We start from the raw sequence: 22,775 nt of genomic DNA, 5'->3' as shown, positions 1-22,775 counted from the left end.
CCCCGATCATTGATTGGGGTTTTTTATTGTCTGATCATTGGGGTTTATAGGTCAGACTCAGATGGAAGGCTGCCCTGAATTTCCTGTTGTATCCATGCAACAAATTTTTCAATCAGCGGTGAGCTTTCCTGACTGGAATGGACCAGATAATAGCCTCGTTTCTTTTCTAAGGTCTTACTGGATACCAGCACCAATTCCTGTCGCTTTAATTCTTTTTCAATTAGCATTTGCGGGATCAAGGCCATTCCCATGCCATGGCTAGCCACTACAGCGAGCATAGAAAACAGTTCATGTCGTTGCCCCTGCAAAGGATTTGGATGTTGGATCTGATGTAGCTTGAACCAGTCTTCCCAGATATTCGGCCGGGTGGTTTGCTGTAATAAAGGGAGTTGAACCAGTTGTTCAGCACTTAAGTCATAGCTGTAGTCATTAATCTTCTGTGCATCGGGAAAATACTGTTGAATCAGATCAGGCGTACAGACAGCAACTACATCTTCATGCATTAGAAAATGGCTATGCGTACCCGGCCATTGTTCGACCTGTTGAGGTGTTCCTGCATAAATGGCAGCATCGAAAATCTGTTCCTGAAACAGAAAAGGGCGGGTGCTGGTTTCCAGATGTACCGTAATTTCGGGATACAGCCGATTAAAGCTCTGGAGTTTAGGTAATAGCCAGCGAGTCGCAAACGTAGGCACTACGCCCAGTTTTAAAGTGCCACCGCGGCCTTGATGCGTAATGACATCCAATGTTGCCTGTTCCAGTCCTTTTAGATATGGAGTGATACTTTTTAAATATTGCTGTCCAGCATGATTGAGTTCTACACCATGCCGCGTACGCGTAAATAAAGCTGTGCCTAAATACTCCTCCAGTTGCTGGATCTGGCGTGAAACTGCACTTTGGGTTAAAAACAGTTCCTGCGCAGCATAGGTATAACTGGCATGACGTGCAGCAGATTCGAAACAGATCAGTGCTTGCAGGGAAGGTATTTTTCTACGCACTTGTTCATCCTTGAACTTAAAACGGTCAGATATCAATAAATGGTATATCACTCTTATACTACTATACGACTTTGGTATAAAAAATAGGCAAATTAGCTATGAAAATAATTCCTAGAAATAGCGACTTATATAAGGTATGCGTAAAGTGCATAGCTGCATGCAAATTTATTGTTTGAACAAGTCATGATTCATGCCTAGAGTCAATCTGAAGGATAAAACAACATCATCTAATAGATAGATGAAGGATTGGCAGGGAATACTATGAATCAAATGGTCGATACGAAAAAAACCAGCAAAGTCTATTTTAACTGGCAGGATCCGTTCTTACTGGAGCAACAGCTGACTGAAGAAGAACGCATGATCATGGAATCTGCGCGTGCATATTGTCAGGGGCAGTTACAGCCGCGTGTATTAGAGCAGTTCCGTCATGAGAAAACAGATCCAACCATTTTCCGTGAAATGGGTGAACTCGGTCTGCTGGGTCCAACCATTCCAGAACAATACGGTGGCGCTGGTTTAAATTATGTCAGCTATGGTCTGATTGCCCGCGAAGTAGAACGTGTGGATTCAGGTTACCGTTCAATGGCCAGCGTACAAAGCTCGCTGGTGATGGTACCCATCAATGAATTTGGTTCTGAAGAACAGAAACAGAAATATTTGCCAAAACTGGCGACCGGTGAATATATCGGCTGTTTCGGTCTGACTGAGCCTGATCATGGTTCTGATCCGGGTAGCATGATTACTCGTGCCAAGAAAGTCGAAGGTGGTTACCGTCTGACTGGCGCCAAAATGTGGATTACCAACAGTCCGATTGCAGATGTTTTTGTAGTTTGGGCAAAAGAAGTGTCTCCTGAAGGCAATGTCGGTGACATTCGTGGCTTTATTCTGGAAAAAGGCTGGGAAGGGCTTTCTGCACCAGCGATTCACGGTAAGGTCGGTCTGCGTGCATCGATTACTGGTGAAATCGTGATGGACAATGTTTTTGTTCCAGAAGAAAACGCATTCCCGGAAATTCGTGGTTTAAAAGGTCCATTTACCTGTCTGAATAGTGCCCGTTATGGTATTGCTTGGGGTGCGATGGGTGCAGCTGAATTCTGCTGGCATACAGCACATCAATACACCATGGACCGTAAACAGTTCGGTCGTCCATTGGCTGCGAATCAGCTGATCCAGAAAAAACTGGCAGACATGCAAACTGAAATTGCATTAGGTCTACAAGTGGCTTTACGTTTTGGCCGCATGAAAGATGAAGGTATTGCTTCAGTTGAGGGTACTTCACTGATCAAGCGTAATAACTGTGGTAAAGCACTGGATATTGCCCGCTTAGCACGTGACATGATGGGCGGTAACGGGATCTCTGATGAATTTGGTGTGGCACGTCATCTGGTAAACCTGGAAGTGGTCAACACTTATGAAGGTACCCATGATGTACACGCCTTGATTCTTGGTCGTGCGCAAACAGGTATTGCTGCTTTCTCCAATTAAAAGAGAACTTTTTCGTGCAGGGTATAGTTTTCAATAGCCTAATCCTGCGTCATTTTCTTACTCCAATTACACTCCTTTGCCGAAGTGATGTTTGACTTCGGCATTTTTTATATCTCTATGTTTGCAAGAATTCATCTAAAGCTTGAGTGAAAATAGTCACATTCCGGTTGACGCGGTATGATAGACAGATTCAGTCATTGGAACAGATTATGAAAATTGTCGCAGATGAAAATCTGGCATTTACCGATTATTTCTTTGCAGAATTTGGCGATATTCAGCATCGTGCAGGAAGAACTCTCACTTCGGAAGATGTAAAAGATGCCGAGGCTTTATTGGTCCGTTCCGTGACCAAAGTCAATGCAGCACTCGTACAGGACAGTCAGATTAAATTCGTCGGCAGTGCCACCATTGGTACAGATCATCTGGACATTGCTGCACTAGAACAACAGAACATCCGCTGGAGCAATGCACCCGGTTGTAATGCGCAGGCGGTAGCTGAATATGTGATTACGGCTCTATTATATTTACAACCCCAATTGATCAATGCAAATAAAGAATTCACCTTGGGCATTGTTGGTCTAGGAAATGTCGGTTCGCGTTTGGCAACAATGGCCAAATTGCTGGACTGGAATGTGATTGCCTACGATCCCTTTGTGCAGCGCGATCAGGTTCATCAGGTTGAATTTGAAGAACTGCTAAAAACTGCAGATGCCATTTCCATTCATGTACCTTTAACCAAAACAGGTCAGCATCCAACTTATCATTTAATTAATGCTAATGCTCTTGGACAAATGAAACCTGAAGCCATTTTAATTAATTCAGCGCGTGGGCCAGTCATTGAAGAAGCGGCGCTAATTGCTGATATCCAGGCAACTCAACGGCAGGTGGTACTGGATGTGTTTGAGCATGAACCGGAAATTTCTGAACAGTTGCTGAATCTGATTACTTTGGTGACGCCGCATATTGCAGGTTATAGTCTGGAAGGTAAGGCACGCGGTACTCAAATGATTTACGACGCATTTTGCCAGACTTTCGGCTTTGAGATTAATAAGCAGTTTGAAAGCCAGTTGCCTGTCTGTGAACAGTTTTTCCAGAATCAGGATTTAAAACTGGCGCTACAGCAGCATTTAACCCAGATCTATGATATCGCCCGTGATGATGCCAATCTGCGTGCCTGTTTAAAAGATGGCAAAGTCGATCAGAAAGCATTTGATCATTTACGCAAGACTTATCCTTTACGCCGTGAATGGGCCGCTCATGGAGGGTCAAAGGCATGAGTCAGATTGTATCTTATCAACCGACCTGCGACTTAAAAGCCATTAAAGCACGTGCCAACATGTATGCCCAGCTCCGTCAGTTTTTTGCTGAACGTGACGTGCTGGAAGTAGAAACACCGATTTTATCTCAGGCTGGTGTGACCGATGTGCACCTGGCTTCGATTCAGGCCCAGCGTCATGTCATGGGTAAGCTCGGCACACATTATCTACAGACCTCACCTGAATTTGCCATGAAACGTTTATTGGCGAGTGGTAGTGGACCGATTTACCAGATCTGTAAGGTGTTTCGGGATGATGAACACGGCCGCAAGCACAATAGTGAATTCAGCATGCTGGAATGGTATCGTCCAGCCTTTAGTCTGAAAGATCTGATGTTTGAAGTGACAGATCTGTTAAATGTGACGCTTAAGGCACGTTTTGAAGAAATCCGCCCCACTGTGCTCAGCTATAAACATGCCTTTATGGATCGCCTGGATCTCAATCCTTTACAGGCCACTTTGCAGCAACTCAAAGATTGCTGTCGCAGGGTAGGTCTCAATCTGGACTTGGGTGATGACCGTTTAGGGTATATCGACCTGTTATTTTCGCATATGGTCGAGCCAAGCCTGGGGTTCGATACGGCTGTATTTCTGACAGATTTTCCACCGGAACTGGCATCATTGGCTAAAACCAGAATCGATGAAGATGGAGAGCTGGTTGCGGCACGTTTCGAGCTGTATATTGAAGGACTGGAACTGGCCAATGCTTATGATGAGCTGATTGATGCTGAAGTTTTACGTTCCCGCTTTGAAGCAGATAATGCAGAACGGGCAGTGCTTGGCTTGCATGTCATGCCGATTGATGAGTATTTGCTGGCGGCATTGCCACAAATGCCGGAATGTTCGGGTATTGCCCTGGGTCTTGATCGCTTGTTGATGATTGCAACCAATCAGATGAAATTGGAAAAAGTGATTACTTTCCCTGCTGAAATTTCATGAATTAAATCCACGATTGATCAGCTGGTCATGACTGGCTGATCATTCCAGGTGCTTGCGAAATCCAATACTGTAGCTGTCAAATCCCAGTCCTTGATAAAAGGCATGCGCAGGATGGCGTTCTTCGCGATTTCCGCTGTTGAGCTGAATCATCTTGAAGCCTTGTTCTTTTGCAATCTGTTCAATAGCAGACATCAGTTGCTTGCCCATACCTTTTCCACGATGGGCTTGATCAATTACAAAAGCCTGAATCCTTAAATATCCACCGTCAAATTCCCAAGTGTATTCCTGAATAAAACCGGCATAGCCGATCACATGTGAATCCTGTTCTATAACCAGTGTCTGATAGTTACTGTTTTGATGGAGATGCTCCCAACGCTGTTTGATACTTTCCAGCGTAGAGGGATAGCCAAGCTGAATCGTGAGTTGATGAACGTTATACAGGTCTTTTCCAAGATCCAGTGGACGGATGAGATAAGTCATTAGACATGGTCTTATCTGAAAATAATATCAATCATAATCAATATTTACGTTACTTAAGTATTGAAATACACGATAGCTTCAAAGAATTATTGCTATTTATATAGAAAATCGAGATGAGTGAGATTTGAGATATTAAAAAGGCTCCCGAAGGAGCCTGATGTTTAAAGTATGGCACTATGCTGTTCTTTTAGTTCTGCCAGAGCCGCAATCCGTCGTTCAATCAGCATTTCACCAATATCCGGACCTTGAATCTCTGGAGGCAAATCTTGTGCTTTGATGCTACGTACGACTTGCATGGCATCCAGTACATATTGAGCCTGAGGATAAGCACGATTTTCCAGACCCAAACGTCCACGGGAGTCACATTCACAAGCCTGTACAAACGCTTCAACACGTTCAGGACGACGCAATACATCCAGACGCTGTAATAAACGCCATAAAGTGCCAGGTTTTAAGTTAAAAGCCTGATGGCATTTTAAGTGTTCTTTACAGACCGCCAATGCCAGCTGTTTGGTATGAGTCGGAACTCTTAAACGTTCACACAGCTCATTTACCGGTTTGATCCCACGTTCTTCATGCATGATATGGCGTGGCAATTCTTCCACAGGGGTTAATGCCTTACCCAGGTCATGAACCAGAACCGCAAAACGCACATCCAGACTATAATTTTGGCGGCAGGCTTGCTGTAAAGACATCATGGTATGAATACCACAGTCAATTTCCGGATGATATTCAGGACGTTGCGGAATGCCGTATAAGGCATCCAGTTCCGGGAACAGTACTTTTAAAGCACCACAGCTACGTAATACTTCAAAATACACATCTGCATCCTGTTCCATCAGGGCACGCGTGGTTTCTTTCCAGACCCGCTCAGGTGTCAATGCATTAAGCTCACCCGATTCCGCCAGCTGTTTCATCAGCACCAACGTTTCTTCTGCAATACTAAAACCCTGATGTTGATAACGCGCAGCAAAGCGGGCAATCCTTAAAACACGTAAAGGATCTTCGACAAAAGCTTCTGATACATGACGCAGTACACGATCAGCCAGATCTTTTTGACCGCCATAAGGATCATAAATCTTACCTGAATCATCCATGGCCATGGCGTTGATGGTCAGGTCACGGCGGATCAGATCCTCTTCCAAGGTGACATTGATATCGGTATAAAATTCGAAACCATGATAACCATAGCCAGACTTGCGTTCGGTACGTGCCAGAGCATATTCGTCTTTGGTTTCAGGATGAAGAAAAACAGGGAAGTCCTTGCCAACAGGTTGAAAACCTTTAGCAAGCAATTGTTCCGGCGTCGCGCCGACAACCACATAATCTTTTTCGTGATAGGGGTGTCCAAGTAAATGATCCCGAACTGCACCGCCTACTAAATAAACTTGCATGAAAAAACCTCTATTCTTACAAGCATCATGCTACAGAATAGAGGTTTTCTCAAGTCAAGAAGTTACGCTGATGCGTACATTCCTTAAAGCGCGTTTTTTTCTGCTTCCTGAATTTCAGCGACAGTTAACGCAGTCATATTCACTACGCGACGAGTCGTTGCAGTTGGTGTCAGGATATGAACAGGTTTCGCAGCACCAAGCAGGATAGGACCAATGGTCACGTTATTACCTGAAGTTGCTTTTAACAGGTTAAACGAAATATTGGCTGCATCCAGATTTGGCATGATCAGCAAGTTTGCAGAACCTTTGAAACGAGAGTTCGGGAATGCAAACTGACGGATATTTTCGTCCAGTGCTGCATCACCATGCATTTCACCTTCAACTTCAAGCTCAGGTGCAGTTTCAGAAAGGATTTCATATACACGGCGCATTTTTTGTGCGCTGGCATCGTGCTGGTCTGAACCGAAGCTAGAGTGAGAAAGTAGGGCAACACGTGGAGTAATACCGAAACGACGTACTTCTTCAGCAGCCAGAATCGTCATCTCAGCAAGCTGTTCAGCCGTTGGATTACGGTTGATGTAGGTATCCGCGATAAACAGGTTGCGCTCTTCAAGCATTAATGCGTTTAAGGTGAAGAAGGTATTATGGCCATCCTGTTTGCCGATGACATTGCTGACAAAGTCCAGATGGATGTCATAGCTTGAGTAAGTACCACATAACATACCGTCCGCCATGCCATGACGAACCAGCATCGCAGCGATCAGGGTAGAACGGCGACGCGCTTCACGGTGTGCATATTCAGGCGTTACACCTTTGCGTTGCATCAGGTTGTAATAGTCGTCTGCAAATTTTTCGTAATCTGGGTTCTTTTCCTGATCCACGATAGTGATATTCACACCATCTTCAAGACGTAAGCCTAATTTCTTGATATTGGCTTCGATGACTGCTGGACGACCCACCAGAATCGGTTTTGCCAAGCCTTCATCCACTGCAATTTGCGCAGCACGCAGTACACGCAGGTCTTCACCTTCTGCATAAGCGATACGTTTAGGATCTGTTTTAGCTTGTGCAAAGATTGGTTTCATCATGAAGGCTGAGTTGTAAACAAACTCAGACAGACGTTGACGATATGCCGAGAAATCCTGAATTGGACGAGTTGCCACGCCAGAATCCATTGCAGCTTGTGCAACTGCAGGCGCAATTTCCAGAATCAGACGTTGATCCAGTGGACCAGGAATCAGGTAATCACGACCGAAAGAAGCTGATTTTTCACCATAAGATGCAGCATCTGCTTCTACATGTGCCATGCGTGCAATTGCGTGTACGCAGGCAATTTTCATCTCTTCATTAATGGTGGTGGCACCAACGTCTAATGCACCACGGAAGATATAAGGAAAGCACAGTGCGTTATTTACCTGGTTCGGATAGTCAGAACGGCCAGTCGCCATGATCACGTCATCACGAACTTCATGCGCATGTTCAGGCAGAATTTCTGGATCCGGGTTCGCCAAGGCAAAGATAATTGGATCTTTGGCCATCAGTTTCACCATTTCTTTGGTGAGAATACCGGCTGCAGAAAGACCCAAGAACATATCTGCACCTGCAATCACGTCACCGATCTGAGAGGCATCAATGTCTTGTACATATGCTTTTTTAGATTCGTCCAGACCTTCACGTTTAGTTGTTAATAGACCACGTGAGTCAGCAACGATGATATTTTCTTTTTTCGCGCCAAGGGCACAAAGCAAGTTCAAGCAAGACAGGGCAGCAGCGCCGGCACCTGAAGCAATGATCTTGATTTCATCAATTTTTTTGCCATTTAATTGCAATGCATTCAGAAGAGCAGAACCTACAATGATTGAAGTACCATGCTGGTCATCGTGGAACACAGGAATTTTCATGCGTTCACGAAGTTTCTGTTCAATATAGAAACATTCTGGAGCCTTAATGTCTTCCAGGTTGATCCCGCCAAAAGTGGGCTCTAGAGAAGCGACAATATCAACAATCTTGTCTGGATCATTTTCAGCAATTTCGATATCGAATACATCAACACCCGCAAATTTTTTGAACAGTACGCCTTTACCTTCCATGACTGGTTTAGACGCCAGTGGGCCAATATTACCCAAACCAAGAACTGCTGTACCGTTACTGACCACTGCAACCAGGTTACCGCGTGCGGTATAAAGTGCAGCTGTTGAAGGATCGCGTTCAATCTCAAGACATGGTGCGGCAACGCCAGGCGAGTAAGCAAGGGCTAAGTCACGTTGGTTGACCAATTGTTTGCTTGGTGTAACGCTGATTTTTCCTGGAGTAGGGAATTCGTGATAGTAAAGAGCCTGCTGCTTTAAAGATTGTTCGTCCATCTGTATCTCTATCGTTGTAAAGATTACCCAGAAAGCGGGTAAAAAATTGCATTTATGGCTCTGAATATAACATTTGTTAAGCACTTAGCCCAGTCAAAGTCGACCATTTTTGCGACAATCTTATTCGAGGTAGATATAGACTTAGACTTGATATATATAAGTTTCAGCGACGCGATTCTGTTCTAAATATGCAGTTGCTTCCAGTTCCGGCAATGGCTTGGAGAAGAAGTAGCCTTGGGCAATATCACAATCTAAATCACGCAGATATTGCAGCTGTTCTTCAGTTTCAATACCTTCAGCGACGACAGTCATGCCCATGGCTTTACCCATCGCAACCATGGCGCTGACAATCGCTTCCTGTTTATGTTCGCCAATTTTAGAGACAAAACTGCGGTCAATTTTGAGAATGTCAATAGGAAAATCGGCAAGATAGGACAAAGAAGAATAACCGGTTCCGAAGTCATCCAGCGAGATATTAATCTGGCGCTGCTTGATCTGGTTCAGCAGATTTTTGACAGATTCAGAGTTTTCAATCAGTGAAGATTCAGTAATTTCCAGTTCCAGACTGGTGCCAGAAATCTGGTTTTCGCTAATGGCCTGATCCAGATCATCGAGTAACTGACCACGACGCAGTTGCTGTGCCACGATATTCACAGAGACACAGATATTATGAAAGCCAAGATCATTCCATTCACGAATCTGTTTGGCAGTTTGCTGAATCACCAGACGGCCGATCTCGGAAATCAGGCTGGTCTGTTCGGCTAAAGGAATAAACAAGCTAGGTGGGATGATGCCTTTTTCTGGATGTTTCCAGCGCACTAAAGCTTCAAAGCCATAAATATGCTGGTCATTGAAATTAATTTTCGGCTGATAATAAACTACGAGTTCGCCATTTTGGATGGCTTTACGCAGATCGCGTTCAATGAAAATTCCTTGCTCTAGCAAAGCTGTATTTTCATTGGAGTAAAAATGGATAGTATTCCCGCCTAGATTTTTGGCTTCACTCAGCGCCTGTTCTGCACAGTTATTTAAATAGTCTAACTGACGACCATGATCTGGATAGAAGGCTACACCCATCGACAGGGTAATCACATAATCTTGGCCGAAAATATGGAAAGGAGCCTGGAAAGCTTCAGCAATACGTTGACAATGTTCTTGTACAGAAGGGCGAATATGCGAGATTTCATACAAAATCGCAAAGTCATCGCCATTTAGATGAGCAACAAATAGAGCTTCAGCATTGGTCAGACGTAAGCGTTGTGCCACCTGACGCAACAGCTCATCACCGCCATTATTAGACAGATATTCATTCAATGGACGGAAACGGTCGATATTGAGTCGGATCACCGCCATTTTCTTGATGGAATCTTTTTGCGTCATCAGATATTGATGCAGCTGGTAGTTATAGTAAAAACGGTTCGGTAAATCAGTCAGTGTGTCGTAATTTTCCAGATAAGACAGGCGCTGTTCCTGTAATTTACGCTCAGTCAGATCAGAGACAATGCCGATATAGTGAGTGATACGGCCTTCATCATCGGTAATTGCATTGATATGTAACCAGAGTGGCATCTCTTTGCCAGACAGGAATTTCTCACTCAGTTCGCCATCAAAAGAACCGATTTTCACAACTTGTTTGATGATATTGGAATGAATGCTGCGCTGCTGTGACTTATGACTCGCAGTAATATCAAATAGATATTTACCTAGAATTTCATTACGTTCAAAACCGGACAAATTTTCGAAATAAGGGTTCACTTCGATATAACGTAATTCATCATTTAGGATGAAGATCCCTTCAGCTGCTTGCTCAATTACACTGGCTGCCAGTTTCAGGCGTTCTTGAGAACTACGTTCCTGTTGAATATCACGCAAAATTCCCACCATGCGTAAAGGACGGTGAGTTTCGGGATCGCGACTGATCACCCGACCTACATCATGTACCCAACTCCAGACTCCCGGCGCTTGCTGAATCCGGTAAGTTACTTCATAGCGCTCAGTTTTCCCACGCAGATGCTGTTTCATATTGCTTTTGAATGCAGCCAGATCATCGGGATGAATCATATGTTGTAACTGCAAATGATGCTCACTGGATTTCCGTTGTACCTTCTCATCTTTATGATTGGTCAGCAAAATACTGCGGTCTTTGATATTCCAGTCCCATGGACGGATGCCGGCGATTTCATGGGTCAGCTCAAGGTTTTGCTGCTGGTTTTTCAGATCAATATTAATCTGTTCGATATCATAAGTACGTTCACGAACTTTCTGTTCCAGTAACTGATTGCTGAGCTGTAGCTCCAGTTCGATATCTTTTGATTTATTGACTTCAGTCTGTAACTGTTTGCACAGTTCATCCGTCCAGGCGACCTGCTGTTCGGCATTGCTCACCAGTAATTCATTTTCCGCATAAAGGCGGGAAGTACGTGTGTGAATACGATAGGTACTATTGGCACAGAGCAGGATCACAATAACTGCAAAATTTAAGGCTAGACCAAAGACCGGATTGGCACCAGAAATATGAAAAAACTGAAAGAGTAAAAAGGGTACTAATGAAGGTAAAAATACCAGTGAAAAGTAACTGAGCTTCTGGGTTAAATAAGTCAAACCAAAAGCTTGAGTCACGATTAATAGCAAAGCCGAAAGGGTGAGTGCTTCTATTTCATCAAAATTGATATTGGCCTGCGGCAAGTAATAATAAATCAGGGAAATACCGGAAGCGATACAGCAACCTACCGCAAGGCTCTGAATTTGTAACCAGTAATGCGCATTTTTTAGTTGATATTGTTCAGGCTTAAAATACAGGGTATTGATGAGCCAGCACATGCTGACGGTAATTTCAGTCAGGATAAACCAGAGATTAAAATAACTATTCGATAAGCTATATTGAATGTGATAAACACAGAAAATATAGAGGCAAATAATCATGATACTTAACAGAAAATATCGGCTATGTCGAAGCGTGTTCGCAATCTGAGCACGATGCAAGTGCTCTTTGATATAAGCCTCTTGATTATCAATCATATAATTAAGTGCCTTGTATTCGTCCTGAACGGTTTTTATCCTAGATTTTAATTTTTATTCAAGCCTGAATGATTCTTAAATCAATCAATAGGTGTTTCATTATTATTGACTCAAGAGTAGAGTGCTTATAAATAAAAATCAATAAAATTAATAACTAAATTTTACAATTTTGACCGCTTAAATAGTGTAATTCAAAATTGAGAGAGCAACGACAGGAGCAGTTTCGGTACGCAGGACACGTTCACCAATACACCAATTGACAAAGCCTTGCGTATTCGCCGCTAGGATTTCAGCTTCACTCAAGCCGCCTTCAGGGCCAATCAGCAAGGCAATATCCAGCGTGGCATTCGCCAGAACATCAATTTCTTCTTTGTTTGGCGCTAGCACCAGTTTGGTATGAGGAAGATCGGTTTCCAGCCATTTTTCAAGTGACATAGGCGCTAAAATTTTAGGAACAATGTTCATTCCACACTGTTCACAAGCGGCAATGGCTACACCTTGCCAATGATCCAGTTTCTTCTGATCACGATCATATTTCAGGCGCATCTCACAGCGTTCAGAGGTTAAAAGCTGAATTTCAGATACACCCAGTTCGACCGCTTTCTGGATCGCATAATCCATGCGGTCACCTTTACTCATGACCTGGCCAAGCAAGGCTTTAAATTTGGGTGTGCGATCCGTAGGGTTGTAACTATTGACCTGTACAGCAGCCGACTTTTTGGAAACTTCAACCAGTTCAACTTCATATTCACCACCTTGTCCATTAAACAGGGTGGCTTTTTCGCCGACTTGAGCACGTAAAACTTTAACCCAATGATGAAACACTGTTTCAGTCAGTTCTACAGTGGTATCTACTGCTAAATCAGCTTCAATAAAAAAACGTGGCATTAAAGTTTTACTCTCAAATCAGGTATTTTACTTATGCAAGACCGAGGTCTTTAACAAGTTGACGGGTTGGATCAGTGGTATTCATGGTGTAGAAATGCAGGCTCGGTGCACCGCCAGTAATCAGGCGTTCGCAGAATTTTACGACGACTTCATGACCAAAGGCTTTAATGCTTGCAGTGTCATCCCCATAAGTTGCCAGTTGCTTGCGAATCCAGCGTGGAATTTCTGCGCCTGTACCATCTGCGAAGCGAATCAGGTTGCTGGCATTGGTAATCGGCATGATGCCTGGTGCTACTGGAATATCAATGCCTGCTTTCTGGATGCGGTCTACAAAGTAGAAGTATGCATCCGGGTTAAAGAAGAACTGGGTCAATGCCGCATTGGCACCAGCATTTACTTTATCCACAAAGTGCTGAATGTCTTTATCAAAGCTGTCTGCTTGTGGATGCATTTCAGGATAAGCGGCAACTTCAATATGGAAGTGGTCACCTGAATGTTCACGGATAAAGCGAACCAGATCCTGTGCATATGGCAGTTCACCCAGGCCCACCTGACCAGATGGCAAGTCACCACGCAGCGCGACAATACGGTTAATTCCTTGTGCCTTATACAAATCAAGCAGTTCAGCGATACGCGCTTTGTCATCACCGATACAAGACAGGTGAGGGGCAACGGGTGTACCTTTACCATTAAAGTCATTGATCGTAGATAAAGTACGTTCGCGTGTTGAACCACCCGCGCCATACGTCACAGAAAAGAATTCTGGGTTCAGCAGTTGTAGTTCTTGATGTACGGTTTTAAGTTTTTCTGCACCCGCATCGGTTTTGGTCGGGAAAAACTCAAAAGAAATTGGAATCTGTTTAGACATGTTCAAATCCTTTTTATAAATACTTGTATTTTATAGATTACCCTCATCCTAACCTTCTCCCAGAGGGAGAAGGGACTACCATTGTGATAGTTAAAGTCTTTAAAGACTTACCCTATAACAATTTTCACAATGGAAATCTCCCTCTCCTTATAGGAGAGGGCCGGGGTGAGGTGGAAATCAAAAATTAGTATTTATAAGCATCAGACTTGAATGGACCTTCAACAGGTACACCTAGGTAATCTGCCTGTTCTGGAGTCAATTGAGTCAGAACACCACCGAAACCGGCAACCATTGCAGCAGCAACTTCTTCGTCTAATTTCTTAGGAAGCAGTTCTACACGAATCGCTGCTTGTTTTTGATCTTCAGGAAGATCCGCAAATTTCTCAGCGAACAGGTGCATTTGACCCAATACTTGGTTCGCGAATGAACCGTCCATAACACGTGAAGGGTGACCAGTTGCATTACCCAGGTTCACCAGACGACCTTCAGAAAGCAGGATCAGGTAATCATTTTCATTTTCTGAACGATATACTTGGTGTACTTGAGGTTTTACTTCAACCCATTTGTAACCACGTAGGTAATTAGTATCGATTTCAGTGTCGAAGTGACCGATGTTACAAACCACTGCGCCAGCTTTCAGTGTATCTAACATTGCAGCGTCACATACGTGGTAGTTACCAGTGGTAGTCACGATCAGGTCGGTATTTTGAAGAAGATCAACGTTCACATCTTCTTTTTTGCCAGTTTGAACGCCATTTTTGTATGGAGAAACCACTTCATAACCGTCCATGCATGCTTGCATCGCACAGATTGGATCGATTTCAGATACACGTACGATCATACCTTCTTGACGAAGAGACTGAGCAGAACCTTTACCTACGTCACCATAGCCGATCACTAATGCACGACGGCCAGAAAGCAGCATGTCAGTTGCACGTTTGATCGCATCATTTAGAGAGTGACGGCAACCGTATTTGTTGTCGTTTTTAGACTTGGTTACTGAATCGTTGACGTTGATCGCAGGAACTTTCAGAGAGCCGTCTTTCCACATTTCCAGAAGACGTGCTACACCTGTAGTTGTTTCTTCAGTAATACCGTGGATTTTTGCAATCAGTTCAGGATATTTTTCGTGAACAACAGCAGTTAAGTCACCACCATCATCCAGAATCATGTTGGCATCCCAAGGTTTGCCGTTCACATTGATCTGTTGTTCAAGACACCACATGTATTCTTCTTCTGTTTCGCCTTTCCAAGCAAATACAGGAATACCACGAGCAGCGATTGCAGCAGCAGCGTGATCTTGAGTAGAGAAGATGTTACAAGAAGTCCAGCGAACTTCAGCGCCTAATTCAACCAGAGTTTCAATTAAAACCGCAGTTTGAATAGTCATGTGGATACAGCCAAGGATTTTGGCACCAGCAAGCGGTTTAGCAGCTGAGTAGCGTTTACGCAGACCCATGAGGGCTGGCATTTCAGCTTCTGCAAGTTTGATTTCTTTACGGCCGTAGTCAGCTAGGGAAATATCGGCAACTTTATAATCTGTAAATGAAGCATTAACCGCGTTCATCACGATCTCCTTATAAAAAACAATAATTGATCATTCAGTTCGCGGATGCCGTTGTTGGTCTGTCTAGAAAAAGATGGACCGATCGTCGAGCCTGGCGCTTTTACATTTCGTACCTGTAAAACGTCGCAGCATCCCTCGACTAGCGGGGTATTGTACTTGGAAATTAATTTGGTTCCAATCCGAAATTGTTTATTATCTGACTAATAAGAAAATTTTGAAAATATTTTGAGAAATATCCTGATATTTGAAAACTGAAATAAAGTTTTATTCTCGTAAAAAAGCCCATCATCTGACGGGCTTGTTATTTATTCTATGTCCTGCTCAATTTCATCTGCTTTCTTAGTCCAGTAATCTGCCTGTATGTCATCAGCGGCCACACCAAGACCATTGGCATAAATAAAGGCAAGATCACGCATGGCTTGAACTTCACCCCATTCAGCTGCTTGCTTTACAAGAGCGATAGATTTTTCAACATCTTTTTCGACCACATCACCACGACGGTAAAAACCAGCCAGTTCTAAAGTCGCTGCAGGGTGTTTTTCGAAATTGGCTTTACTCAACCAGTAATAGGCTAACTCAAAGTGAGCTTTAGAATCTTCTGGGTCTTCCTCAGCGATTTCTTTGGCATAAACCGTATAACCCTCACCGAGCCAGTACATGGCTTCAACCCAGCCACCATTGGCTGCTTTCAATGCCCACTCTTCGGCCAGCATGATGTCTTCGTCATGCTCGCTTTGCATATAGAGCTCGGCAAGCTCAAATTGGGCTTCGGCATTGCCTGCCAATGCGCGGTTTGCCAGCGTGGCAGGGGGAGAAACACGCTCAGTCATGTCAGTATCTCAAATATCTTTGTATCTAGATTAAAAGGTTCAAAATAAAAAAGCCAATCCGAAAACTGGCTTTTGTATAAAAGTCGACTGATAGAGCTTAAAACACGCAAACTAAGCTATTTGTTTAGAGGAATAACAATAAAACGAATAGAAAGAGAACAAGAATAAATTTAAATATTTTTCAATGATTCAGAAAGCAAAACAGCGGCCCGAAAGCCGCTGTTGATATACGATTAATGAGATAAGAATTTAGTCTTGCTGGATTCCTGCAACCACCCAATCTTGTTGAGAACCGGCAGGTTTGACAAAGTGCCAGATTTCAGCAAACGGTTGAGGTTGGCTATTCAAGTCTTCACTTACAGTACCAGTGAAGCGTACGCTTACTACGTATTGACCATTCTCATTCGATGAATCCACAACCATTGCATTCAGGTTAGAGAACTCAGCTACGTCCTGATCCTGATTTGCCATAATATCGTTATACATCGACTGGTAAAGATCAGGGGTCAGGTAACGTTTAATTTCTGAAATGTTGCTCGCCGTATTCATAGACTGAATGTGGTTGAAGCGCTGACGTGCAACACGTAAGAAAGTCGCAGGTTCTGTTCCATCTGGAAGCTGGTTGCCGCTATTGGTATAGGCTGCACCAAATGGCGCGTTATTTACCGGAGCTGAACCAAACGGAGCATTTGTGCTTGGTGTGCTACCACCCACGTTCTGACCAAAAATATTGGTGTTGTCACCACCGCGAGGAGGTGTCTGACCAAATGGTGCTGAATGACCAGCACCACTATTTGGAGCGTATGGATTAGAAGCTACTTTTTTTTTTACGCCCATCTTACGGAAAATGAAGAAGGCAACAGCGGCAGCAAGCAAGATCCAGATCCAGCCAGGAATACCACCTTTTTCCTCTTGTTGCTGTTGAGCTGCTTGAGCTTCAGAAGCCGCTTGTACTTCTTTGTCATCAGCCAGCGCATTGGCAGCAACTGCACCCACTGCAGCACCTGCTACACCGGCAGCAACCATACTACCTACACCTGGACCAGATCTTTGCTGAGTTGCAGCACCAGCGGCTGGAGCCTGTTGTGCTGGCGCAGCTTGACGAGGTTGTTGATAAGATTGAGTAGGCGCAGCAGAACGTTGCATACCATGGCTTTTACCGCCACCGGCACGTTTTGCTTCAGCAGTTAAAGGAGCAACCAGTAATGCTGCTGTTAAAAGACCTGCAACCAAACCACGCTGTCGAACTTCCATTCAATTTTCCTATGTGAAAAAAACTTATTTGAATACTCTATTTATATAGGCTTTATAGGGGATTTCAATCAAAAATGTGTATTTTTTTAAGCTTTTTGCAAGATTTATCGATTAAAACTAACTGAGTTCATCACTTAGGCTCATGGCTTCACTCAGGGCTTCATGCAATCGGGCTACAGCAATGACCTGTACGCCGGGAATCGGTTTTTGCGGTGCATTGGCACGCGGTAAAATAATATATTTAAAACCATGTTTGACGGCTTCTTTCAGACGTTCCTGACCATTCGGCACCGGACGAATTTCGCCAGAAAGACCAACTTCACCAAAAACAGCGAGTTGCTGAGGCAAGGCTTTAGTCCGGATACTGGATGCACACGCTAAAAGTACAGCCAGGTCAGAACCGGTTTCGGTAATCTTTAAACCACCGACGATATTGACATAGACATCCTGTCCGGATGTTTGTACGCCACCATGACGGTGCATCACGGCCAGCAGCATATTCAGACGATTCTGCTCTAACCCCAAGGCTACACGGCGTGGCTGGCCATGAGCATCATCGACCAAAGCCTGAACTTCAACCAGGAGTGGGCGAGTTCCTTCACGGCTAATCATGACGATGGAACCTGGAATCGCTTCATCATAACGACTGAGGAAAATGGCAGATGGATTGGCGACTTCACGCAGACCTTTATCGGTCATGCCAAAGACGCCAAGTTCATTGACTGCACCGAAACGGTTTTTGACTGCGCGGATCATACGGTAACGAGAATCCGACTGGCCTTCAAAATACAGCACACAGTCCACCATATGTTCCAATACACGCGGACCTGCTAAGGCACCTTCTTTGGTCACGTGACCAACAATAAACAGGGCAGTGCCGCTATTTTTGGCGAAACGGGTCAGTAGGGCTGCAGATTCACGAATCTGTGACACACCACCTGGTGCAGACTGCAAGGTTTCGGTATATAAAGTCTGAATCGAGTCCAAAATCGCAACAGCAGGACGTTCCTGTGCAAGCACCTCGCAAATGCGTTCCACACAGGTTTCTGCCATGACTTTCAATTGGTTAGTTGGTAAGTCCAGACGCTGGGCGCGTAATGCCACCTGAGACAGGGATTCTTCACCTGTCACATACAGGGCAGAGCTATTGCCTGCTGCCATATGGGTTGCGGTTTGCAGCAGAATAGTTGATTTACCAATCCCCGGGTCACCACCAATCAGTACCACAGAACCTGTAACGAGACCACCGCCTAAGACTCGGTCAAACTCACCAATCCCTGTTTGCAACCGGGTTTCATGTGAAACGGAGACTTTATTCAGCGTAGTAATCGCAGCTGCCTGACCTGCATAGCCGCCAATCTTTGGCTGAGCACGATGTGTCGTTGCAGGCGCAATACTGACTTCTACCAGACTGTTCCATTCCCCACATTCAGAACACTGACCCGCCCATTTGGGATGGTCAGCTCCACATTGTTCACAACGATACACACTTTTTGCTTTAGCCATAATTTCCGAAAATAAATATTGGGAATGGGGGGCTACAGCATAGCGGTGAATGAGACTGAAAACCAAGACCTTTCGCTGAAAAAAGTCAGTGATTTACGTCAACATATGACGCTTATGGATGTACCTTTCTACATGAAAGTAAAATACCTTCTATAATGAGAAAATTCATCACGGGTACAGGAAACCTGACATGCCACAACTTTTAAAACATATCGATGCGATCGCACGTGAAAAAGACCGTGATGTATTATTTGTACATTTTGAAAATTACGAACATGAAAATGCAGATGCTGAGTCCTATCATTTACGTCAGAACCTGATGGAATGGCTGGAGCAACGCCAAATTAATTTTGCACCCTGTATGGGGATAGAACAGCTTGGCGTAATTGAAAGTTATTCAGGTGATCTTTATATCGATGTGCCATTTGATGAAGCCCATCCGGTTTACCAAATGGTCAGTGAACATCTGGAAGATGCCGAAGGGGAGATGAAGATTCCGGGAGTGCTGTTCTTTGTATTATCTCTAGAAACTGCGCTGGAAATTGAAGCAGACCGTGAAGAGTTCTTAAATCTAAATCAAGCTCATGATGATGACGATGAATTTTCTGGCCGTGTGAACTGATAGTTTTAGAAAACTTAAATAATAAAAAAGCCACTAAGAAAGTGGCTTTTTTATTAAGGGTTTTAAATTTTATTAATACAGTTCACCTGATTTACGGCGAGCAATAAAATCTTTGGATTCTTTCACGATCACCCCAGACAGCAGTAGCAGGCCGATCAAGTTTGGAATCGCCATCAAACCGTTGAAGGTATCTGCGAACAGCCAGACCAGATCCAGTGTTGCTACACAGCCAATAAATACTGAAGCGATATAAATGATGCGATAAGGGAATACAAATTTTTCACCGAGCAGATAGGTGGCACATTTTTCCCCGTAGTAGCTCCAGCCTAAAATGGTGGAATAGGCGAAGAAGATAATGCCGAAGGTCACAATCCAGCCACCAACACCTGGCAGCAATTTGTTAAATGTAGAAACGGTCAGAACAGCACCGGTTTGTCCACCAAAATCACTACCGGCCATGATGAAGCCCATCACCAAGACAATACCGGTAATCGAACAGACAATAATCGTGTCAATAAAAGTTCCGGTCATGGAAACCAGACCTTGACGGGCAGGATGATCGGTTTTTGCAGCAGCAGCGGCAATCGGTGCCGAACCCATACCAGCTTCATTCGAGAAGACACCACGCGCAACACCATAACGAATTGCTGCACCAATCGCACCACCTACGGCAGCTTCACCAGTAAAGGCATAGGTGAAAATCATTTTCAGTGCAGGGCCAACTAAATCGAGATGAGTGAAAATAATAATCAGACCGCCCGCCACATAGCCAATCGCCATGATCGGTACGATGAAGGAAGCAGCTCTAGAAATCCACTTAATCCCGCCTAGAATTACCAGTGCAGAAAACGCAGTGATCACGATCCCTGTAACCCAGGTTTCCAGGCCGAAACCATTTTCTACCGCGAGTGCTACTGTATTGGATTGCACTGAACTACCAATTCCGAAAGACGCTACAGCACCAAAGAACGCAAAGATCAGCGCCAGCCATTTCCATTTAAGGCCACGCTCAATGTAATACATTGGACCGCCAGACATTTCACCGCGTTCATTTTTAACCCGGTATTTGACGGCCAATACACCTTCGCCATATTTGGTTGCCATTCCGAACAGGGCAGTCATCCACATCCAGAATACGGCCCCTGGGCCGCCCAGCACACAGGCAGTTGCCACACCGGCAATATTACCGGTACCGATGGTAGCTGACAGCGCGGTCATGAGTGAGCCAAACTGGGAAATATCGCCTTCATGCGAAGGGTGTTTGCCAAAAACCTGTTTAAAGGCCAGTGGCAACATGCGGAACTGCCAGAACAGCAGGCGGAAGGTCAGGAATATACCGGTACCGACAATGAGGACCAGCATATATGGGCCCCAGACCCAGCCACTGACGGTTTCCATGATGCTTTGTAAATTTTGCATAAATTTCTTCTTATTTATCCGTGTCAGCTTTATTTGAGATGTTGATTGAAAAGCAATTGCTATGCCATGCGCGCTCATCCTAAACGCGAATATTGGCGGATTTGTATTCTATTTTTTACATAGTTTCAGCGCTTTGACAAGAAAAATCCTGTATTCATTGCGCCTTAAAACTAAGACTAAAGATAAATGAATATTGATATAAGAAAAATAAATTAACTTGCAAGATTAGTTGGAAAATACAAATGATGCGAATTTTCTTTTTGTATTCCATGTTTTTTACGTTAATTTGTCGCGATTAAAACTCAAAGTTGAAATGAAATAATGTCAGAAAAATATAGTCACTCATCATCGGAAGATGGTGAGCTACAGCGTAGTTTATCCAACCGGCACCTGCAGTTAATTGCCATTGGGGGTGCGATTGGCACCGGCCTGTTTATGGGTTCAGGGAAAACCATTAGCCTGGCAGGACCATCCATTCTGGTGATTTATATGATCATCGGTTTTATGGTGTTTCTGGTCATGCGTGCATTGGGTGAATTATTGTTATCCAATCTGCAATATAAATCTTTTATTGATTTTGCCACAGATCTGATCGGGCCATGGGCAGGTTATTTTGTCGGCTGGACCTACTGGTTATGCTGGATCACGATTGGTATCGCGGATTTGTCAGCCATTATCTATTACTTGCAATTCTTTAATAACGGTCTGCCATTTACTCCGGATGAAGGCGTGTTGATCAGTATTGCCTCTATTGTCTTTATTATGGGCTTGAACCTGGCAACCGTGAAACTGTTTGGTGAAATGGAATTCTGGTTTGCTTTGATCAAGATTATCGCCATTATTGTACTGATCGCCGTAGGTTTATGGATGATCTTTACTGGCTTTACTAGTGATGCAGGTACGGTCGCTTCATTTGCGCATATCTGGGATCATGGCGGTTTATTCCCGACAGGGACTATGGGCTTCCTGGCCGGTTTCCAGATTGCGATTTTCGCCTTTGTGGGTGTAGAGCTGGTTGGTACTACGGCTGCTGAAACCAAAGATCCAGAGCGTAACTTGCCTAAAGCGGTGAACTCGATCCCGATCCGTATCATTATTTTCTATGTGCTGGCTCTGATCATTGTGATGTCAGTAACGCCATGGGATCAGATCAATCCAAATGTTTCTCCGTTTGTGAATCTGTTCAGTCAGGCAGGTATTGCAGCGGCTGCAATCATCATGAATCTGGTGGTGTTGTCATCAGTAATGTCATCGATGAACAGTGGGGTGTTCTCAACCAGCCGTATGCTGTTTGGTTTGTCTCGGGAAGAACAGGCACCGAAAGCCTTTGGTCGTTTGAATTCGCGCGCCGTTCCAGCCAATGCTTTGTATTTCTCTGCGATCTGTTTATTGCTCGGTGCAGCATTACAGTACTTCGTACCAAATACGGTTGAAGCATTTACTTTGGCAACAACTCTGTCGACCATCCTGTTTATCTGTGTATGGCTGATCATTATCTGGAGTTATATGATCTATTACCGTACCCGTCCAGAATTGCATGCTAAATCCATATTCAAGTTGCCTGGTGGATTAGTAACTTGCTGGATCGTGATTATTTTCTTTGTCGGCATGATTGGTGTGTTGTCACTGGAAGATGATACCCGTCGTGCCTTGATGGTTAGCCCGGTCTGGTTCATTTTGCTGATTATTGGATATTTAGGTTTCTATAAACAGAAACATAAATAATCCATATCAATAAAAACGTCAGCGATCTGCTGGCGTTTTTTTATGTCTGAATATACTCTCTAGCGTTTAGCGCTTTGGTCATACGGATGATCGCGTTATACTTC

The 22,775-nt window shown here is 44.1% G+C and carries 17 protein-coding genes; 5 read left to right on the top strand and 12 right to left on the bottom strand.

What is annotated here, in order from left to right; translation table 11 throughout:
• Window positions 1–44: 44 nt before the first annotated feature.
• Window positions 45–998: a LysR substrate-binding domain-containing protein gene (locus FTU00_RS03350; protein WP_180179089.1), complete on the bottom strand. Its 954-nt coding sequence runs from the start codon at window positions 996–998 to the stop codon at window positions 45–47.
• Window positions 999–1,259: 261 nt separating this feature from the next.
• Between FTU00_RS03350 and FTU00_RS03345 the strand changes: the two genes are divergently transcribed.
• The 3 genes from FTU00_RS03345 (at window position 1,260) to epmA (ending at window position 4,737) form a co-directional block, all read left to right on the top strand.
• Complete coding sequence (locus tag FTU00_RS03345; protein ID WP_180179088.1) at window positions 1,260–2,483, top strand: acyl-CoA dehydrogenase; 1,224 nt, start codon at window positions 1,260–1,262, stop codon at window positions 2,481–2,483.
• Between the two features lie 209 nt (window positions 2,484–2,692).
• Window positions 2,693–3,760: a 4-phosphoerythronate dehydrogenase gene (locus tag FTU00_RS03340; RefSeq protein ID WP_180179087.1), complete on the top strand. Its 1,068-nt coding sequence runs from the start codon at window positions 2,693–2,695 to the stop codon at window positions 3,758–3,760.
• Window positions 3,757–4,737 (top strand): EF-P lysine aminoacylase EpmA, encoded by a 981-nt coding sequence (gene epmA / locus FTU00_RS03335; protein ID WP_180179086.1) that lies wholly within the window; start codon window positions 3,757–3,759, stop codon window positions 4,735–4,737. Before FTU00_RS03340 ends, epmA begins: the two co-directional genes overlap by 4 nt.
• Before the next feature lie 39 nt (window positions 4,738–4,776).
• Here epmA and FTU00_RS03330 read toward each other — a convergent pair whose 3' ends face one another.
• The 10 genes from FTU00_RS03330 to radA all read right to left on the bottom strand — a co-directional run bounded on the left by FTU00_RS03330 (window position 4,777) and on the right by radA (window position 18,905).
• Window positions 4,777–5,217 carry a GNAT family N-acetyltransferase gene (locus tag FTU00_RS03330; protein ID WP_180179085.1) on the bottom strand — a complete coding sequence of 147 codons (441 nt, stop codon included), beginning with the start codon at window positions 5,215–5,217 and terminating at the stop codon, window positions 4,777–4,779.
• 161 nt (window positions 5,218–5,378) lie between these two features.
• Window positions 5,379–6,611, bottom strand: a complete 1,233-nt coding sequence (locus FTU00_RS03325; protein WP_179992797.1) for a multifunctional CCA addition/repair protein — start codon at window positions 6,609–6,611, stop codon at window positions 5,379–5,381.
• A gap of 83 nt (window positions 6,612–6,694) precedes the next feature.
• On the bottom strand, window positions 6,695–8,974 hold the full coding sequence (locus tag FTU00_RS03320; RefSeq protein ID WP_180179084.1) for an NADP-dependent malic enzyme: 2,280 nt from the start codon (window positions 8,972–8,974) through the stop codon (window positions 6,695–6,697).
• Window positions 8,975–9,115: 141 nt separating this feature from the next.
• A complete protein-coding gene (locus tag FTU00_RS03315; protein WP_180002092.1) occupies window positions 9,116–11,992 on the bottom strand; it encodes a bifunctional diguanylate cyclase/phosphodiesterase in 2,877 nt (958 codons plus the stop codon).
• A 177-nt stretch (window positions 11,993–12,169) separates the two neighbouring features.
• Entirely contained in the window at window positions 12,170–12,880 is a 711-nt protein-coding gene (locus FTU00_RS03310; protein ID WP_005236749.1) for a 16S rRNA (uracil(1498)-N(3))-methyltransferase, read from the bottom strand.
• Between the two features lie 31 nt (window positions 12,881–12,911).
• Entirely contained in the window at window positions 12,912–13,748 is an 837-nt protein-coding gene (gene metF, locus FTU00_RS03305) for a methylenetetrahydrofolate reductase [NAD(P)H] (RefSeq protein ID WP_180179083.1), read from the bottom strand.
• A 184-nt stretch (window positions 13,749–13,932) separates the two neighbouring features.
• On the bottom strand, window positions 13,933–15,315 hold the full coding sequence (gene ahcY / locus FTU00_RS03300; protein ID WP_005236746.1) for an adenosylhomocysteinase: 1,383 nt from the start codon (window positions 15,313–15,315) through the stop codon (window positions 13,933–13,935).
• Between the two features lie 305 nt (window positions 15,316–15,620).
• Entirely contained in the window at window positions 15,621–16,145 is a 525-nt protein-coding gene (locus tag FTU00_RS03295) for a tetratricopeptide repeat protein (RefSeq protein WP_179992793.1), read from the bottom strand.
• A gap of 249 nt (window positions 16,146–16,394) precedes the next feature.
• Window positions 16,395–17,399, bottom strand: coding sequence for a Tim44 domain-containing protein (locus tag FTU00_RS03290; protein WP_180053136.1), 1,005 nt, complete (start codon window positions 17,397–17,399; stop codon window positions 16,395–16,397).
• 117 nt (window positions 17,400–17,516) lie between these two features.
• The gene (gene radA / locus FTU00_RS03285) at window positions 17,517–18,905 is read right to left on the bottom strand and encodes a DNA repair protein RadA (RefSeq protein WP_005236740.1); all 1,389 of its coding nucleotides are present in this window, start codon (window positions 18,903–18,905) and stop codon (window positions 17,517–17,519) included.
• 190 nt (window positions 18,906–19,095) lie between these two features.
• On the opposite strand from radA, the gene FTU00_RS03280 reads away from it, so the two are divergent.
• Entirely contained in the window at window positions 19,096–19,527 is a 432-nt protein-coding gene (locus FTU00_RS03280; RefSeq protein WP_180179082.1) for a hypothetical protein, read from the top strand.
• Between the two features lie 72 nt (window positions 19,528–19,599).
• Here the strand turns inward: FTU00_RS03280 and FTU00_RS03275 are convergent, their stop codons facing one another.
• Window positions 19,600–20,946: a sodium:alanine symporter family protein gene (locus FTU00_RS03275; protein WP_005236738.1), complete on the bottom strand. Its 1,347-nt coding sequence runs from the start codon at window positions 20,944–20,946 to the stop codon at window positions 19,600–19,602.
• 321 nt (window positions 20,947–21,267) lie between these two features.
• Between FTU00_RS03275 and FTU00_RS03270 the strand changes: the two genes are divergently transcribed.
• Window positions 21,268–22,671 carry an amino acid permease gene (locus FTU00_RS03270; RefSeq protein WP_180179081.1) on the top strand — a complete coding sequence of 468 codons (1,404 nt, stop codon included), beginning with the start codon at window positions 21,268–21,270 and terminating at the stop codon, window positions 22,669–22,671.
• Window positions 22,672–22,775 lie beyond the last annotated feature (104 nt).

It is taken from the genome of Acinetobacter sp. YH12041, from assembly GCF_013419975.1.
Lineage (GTDB): Bacteria > Pseudomonadota > Gammaproteobacteria > Pseudomonadales > Moraxellaceae > Acinetobacter.
Note: the sequence above shows the minus strand (reverse complement) of the source record. Positions and strands in the feature narration are given on the sequence as shown.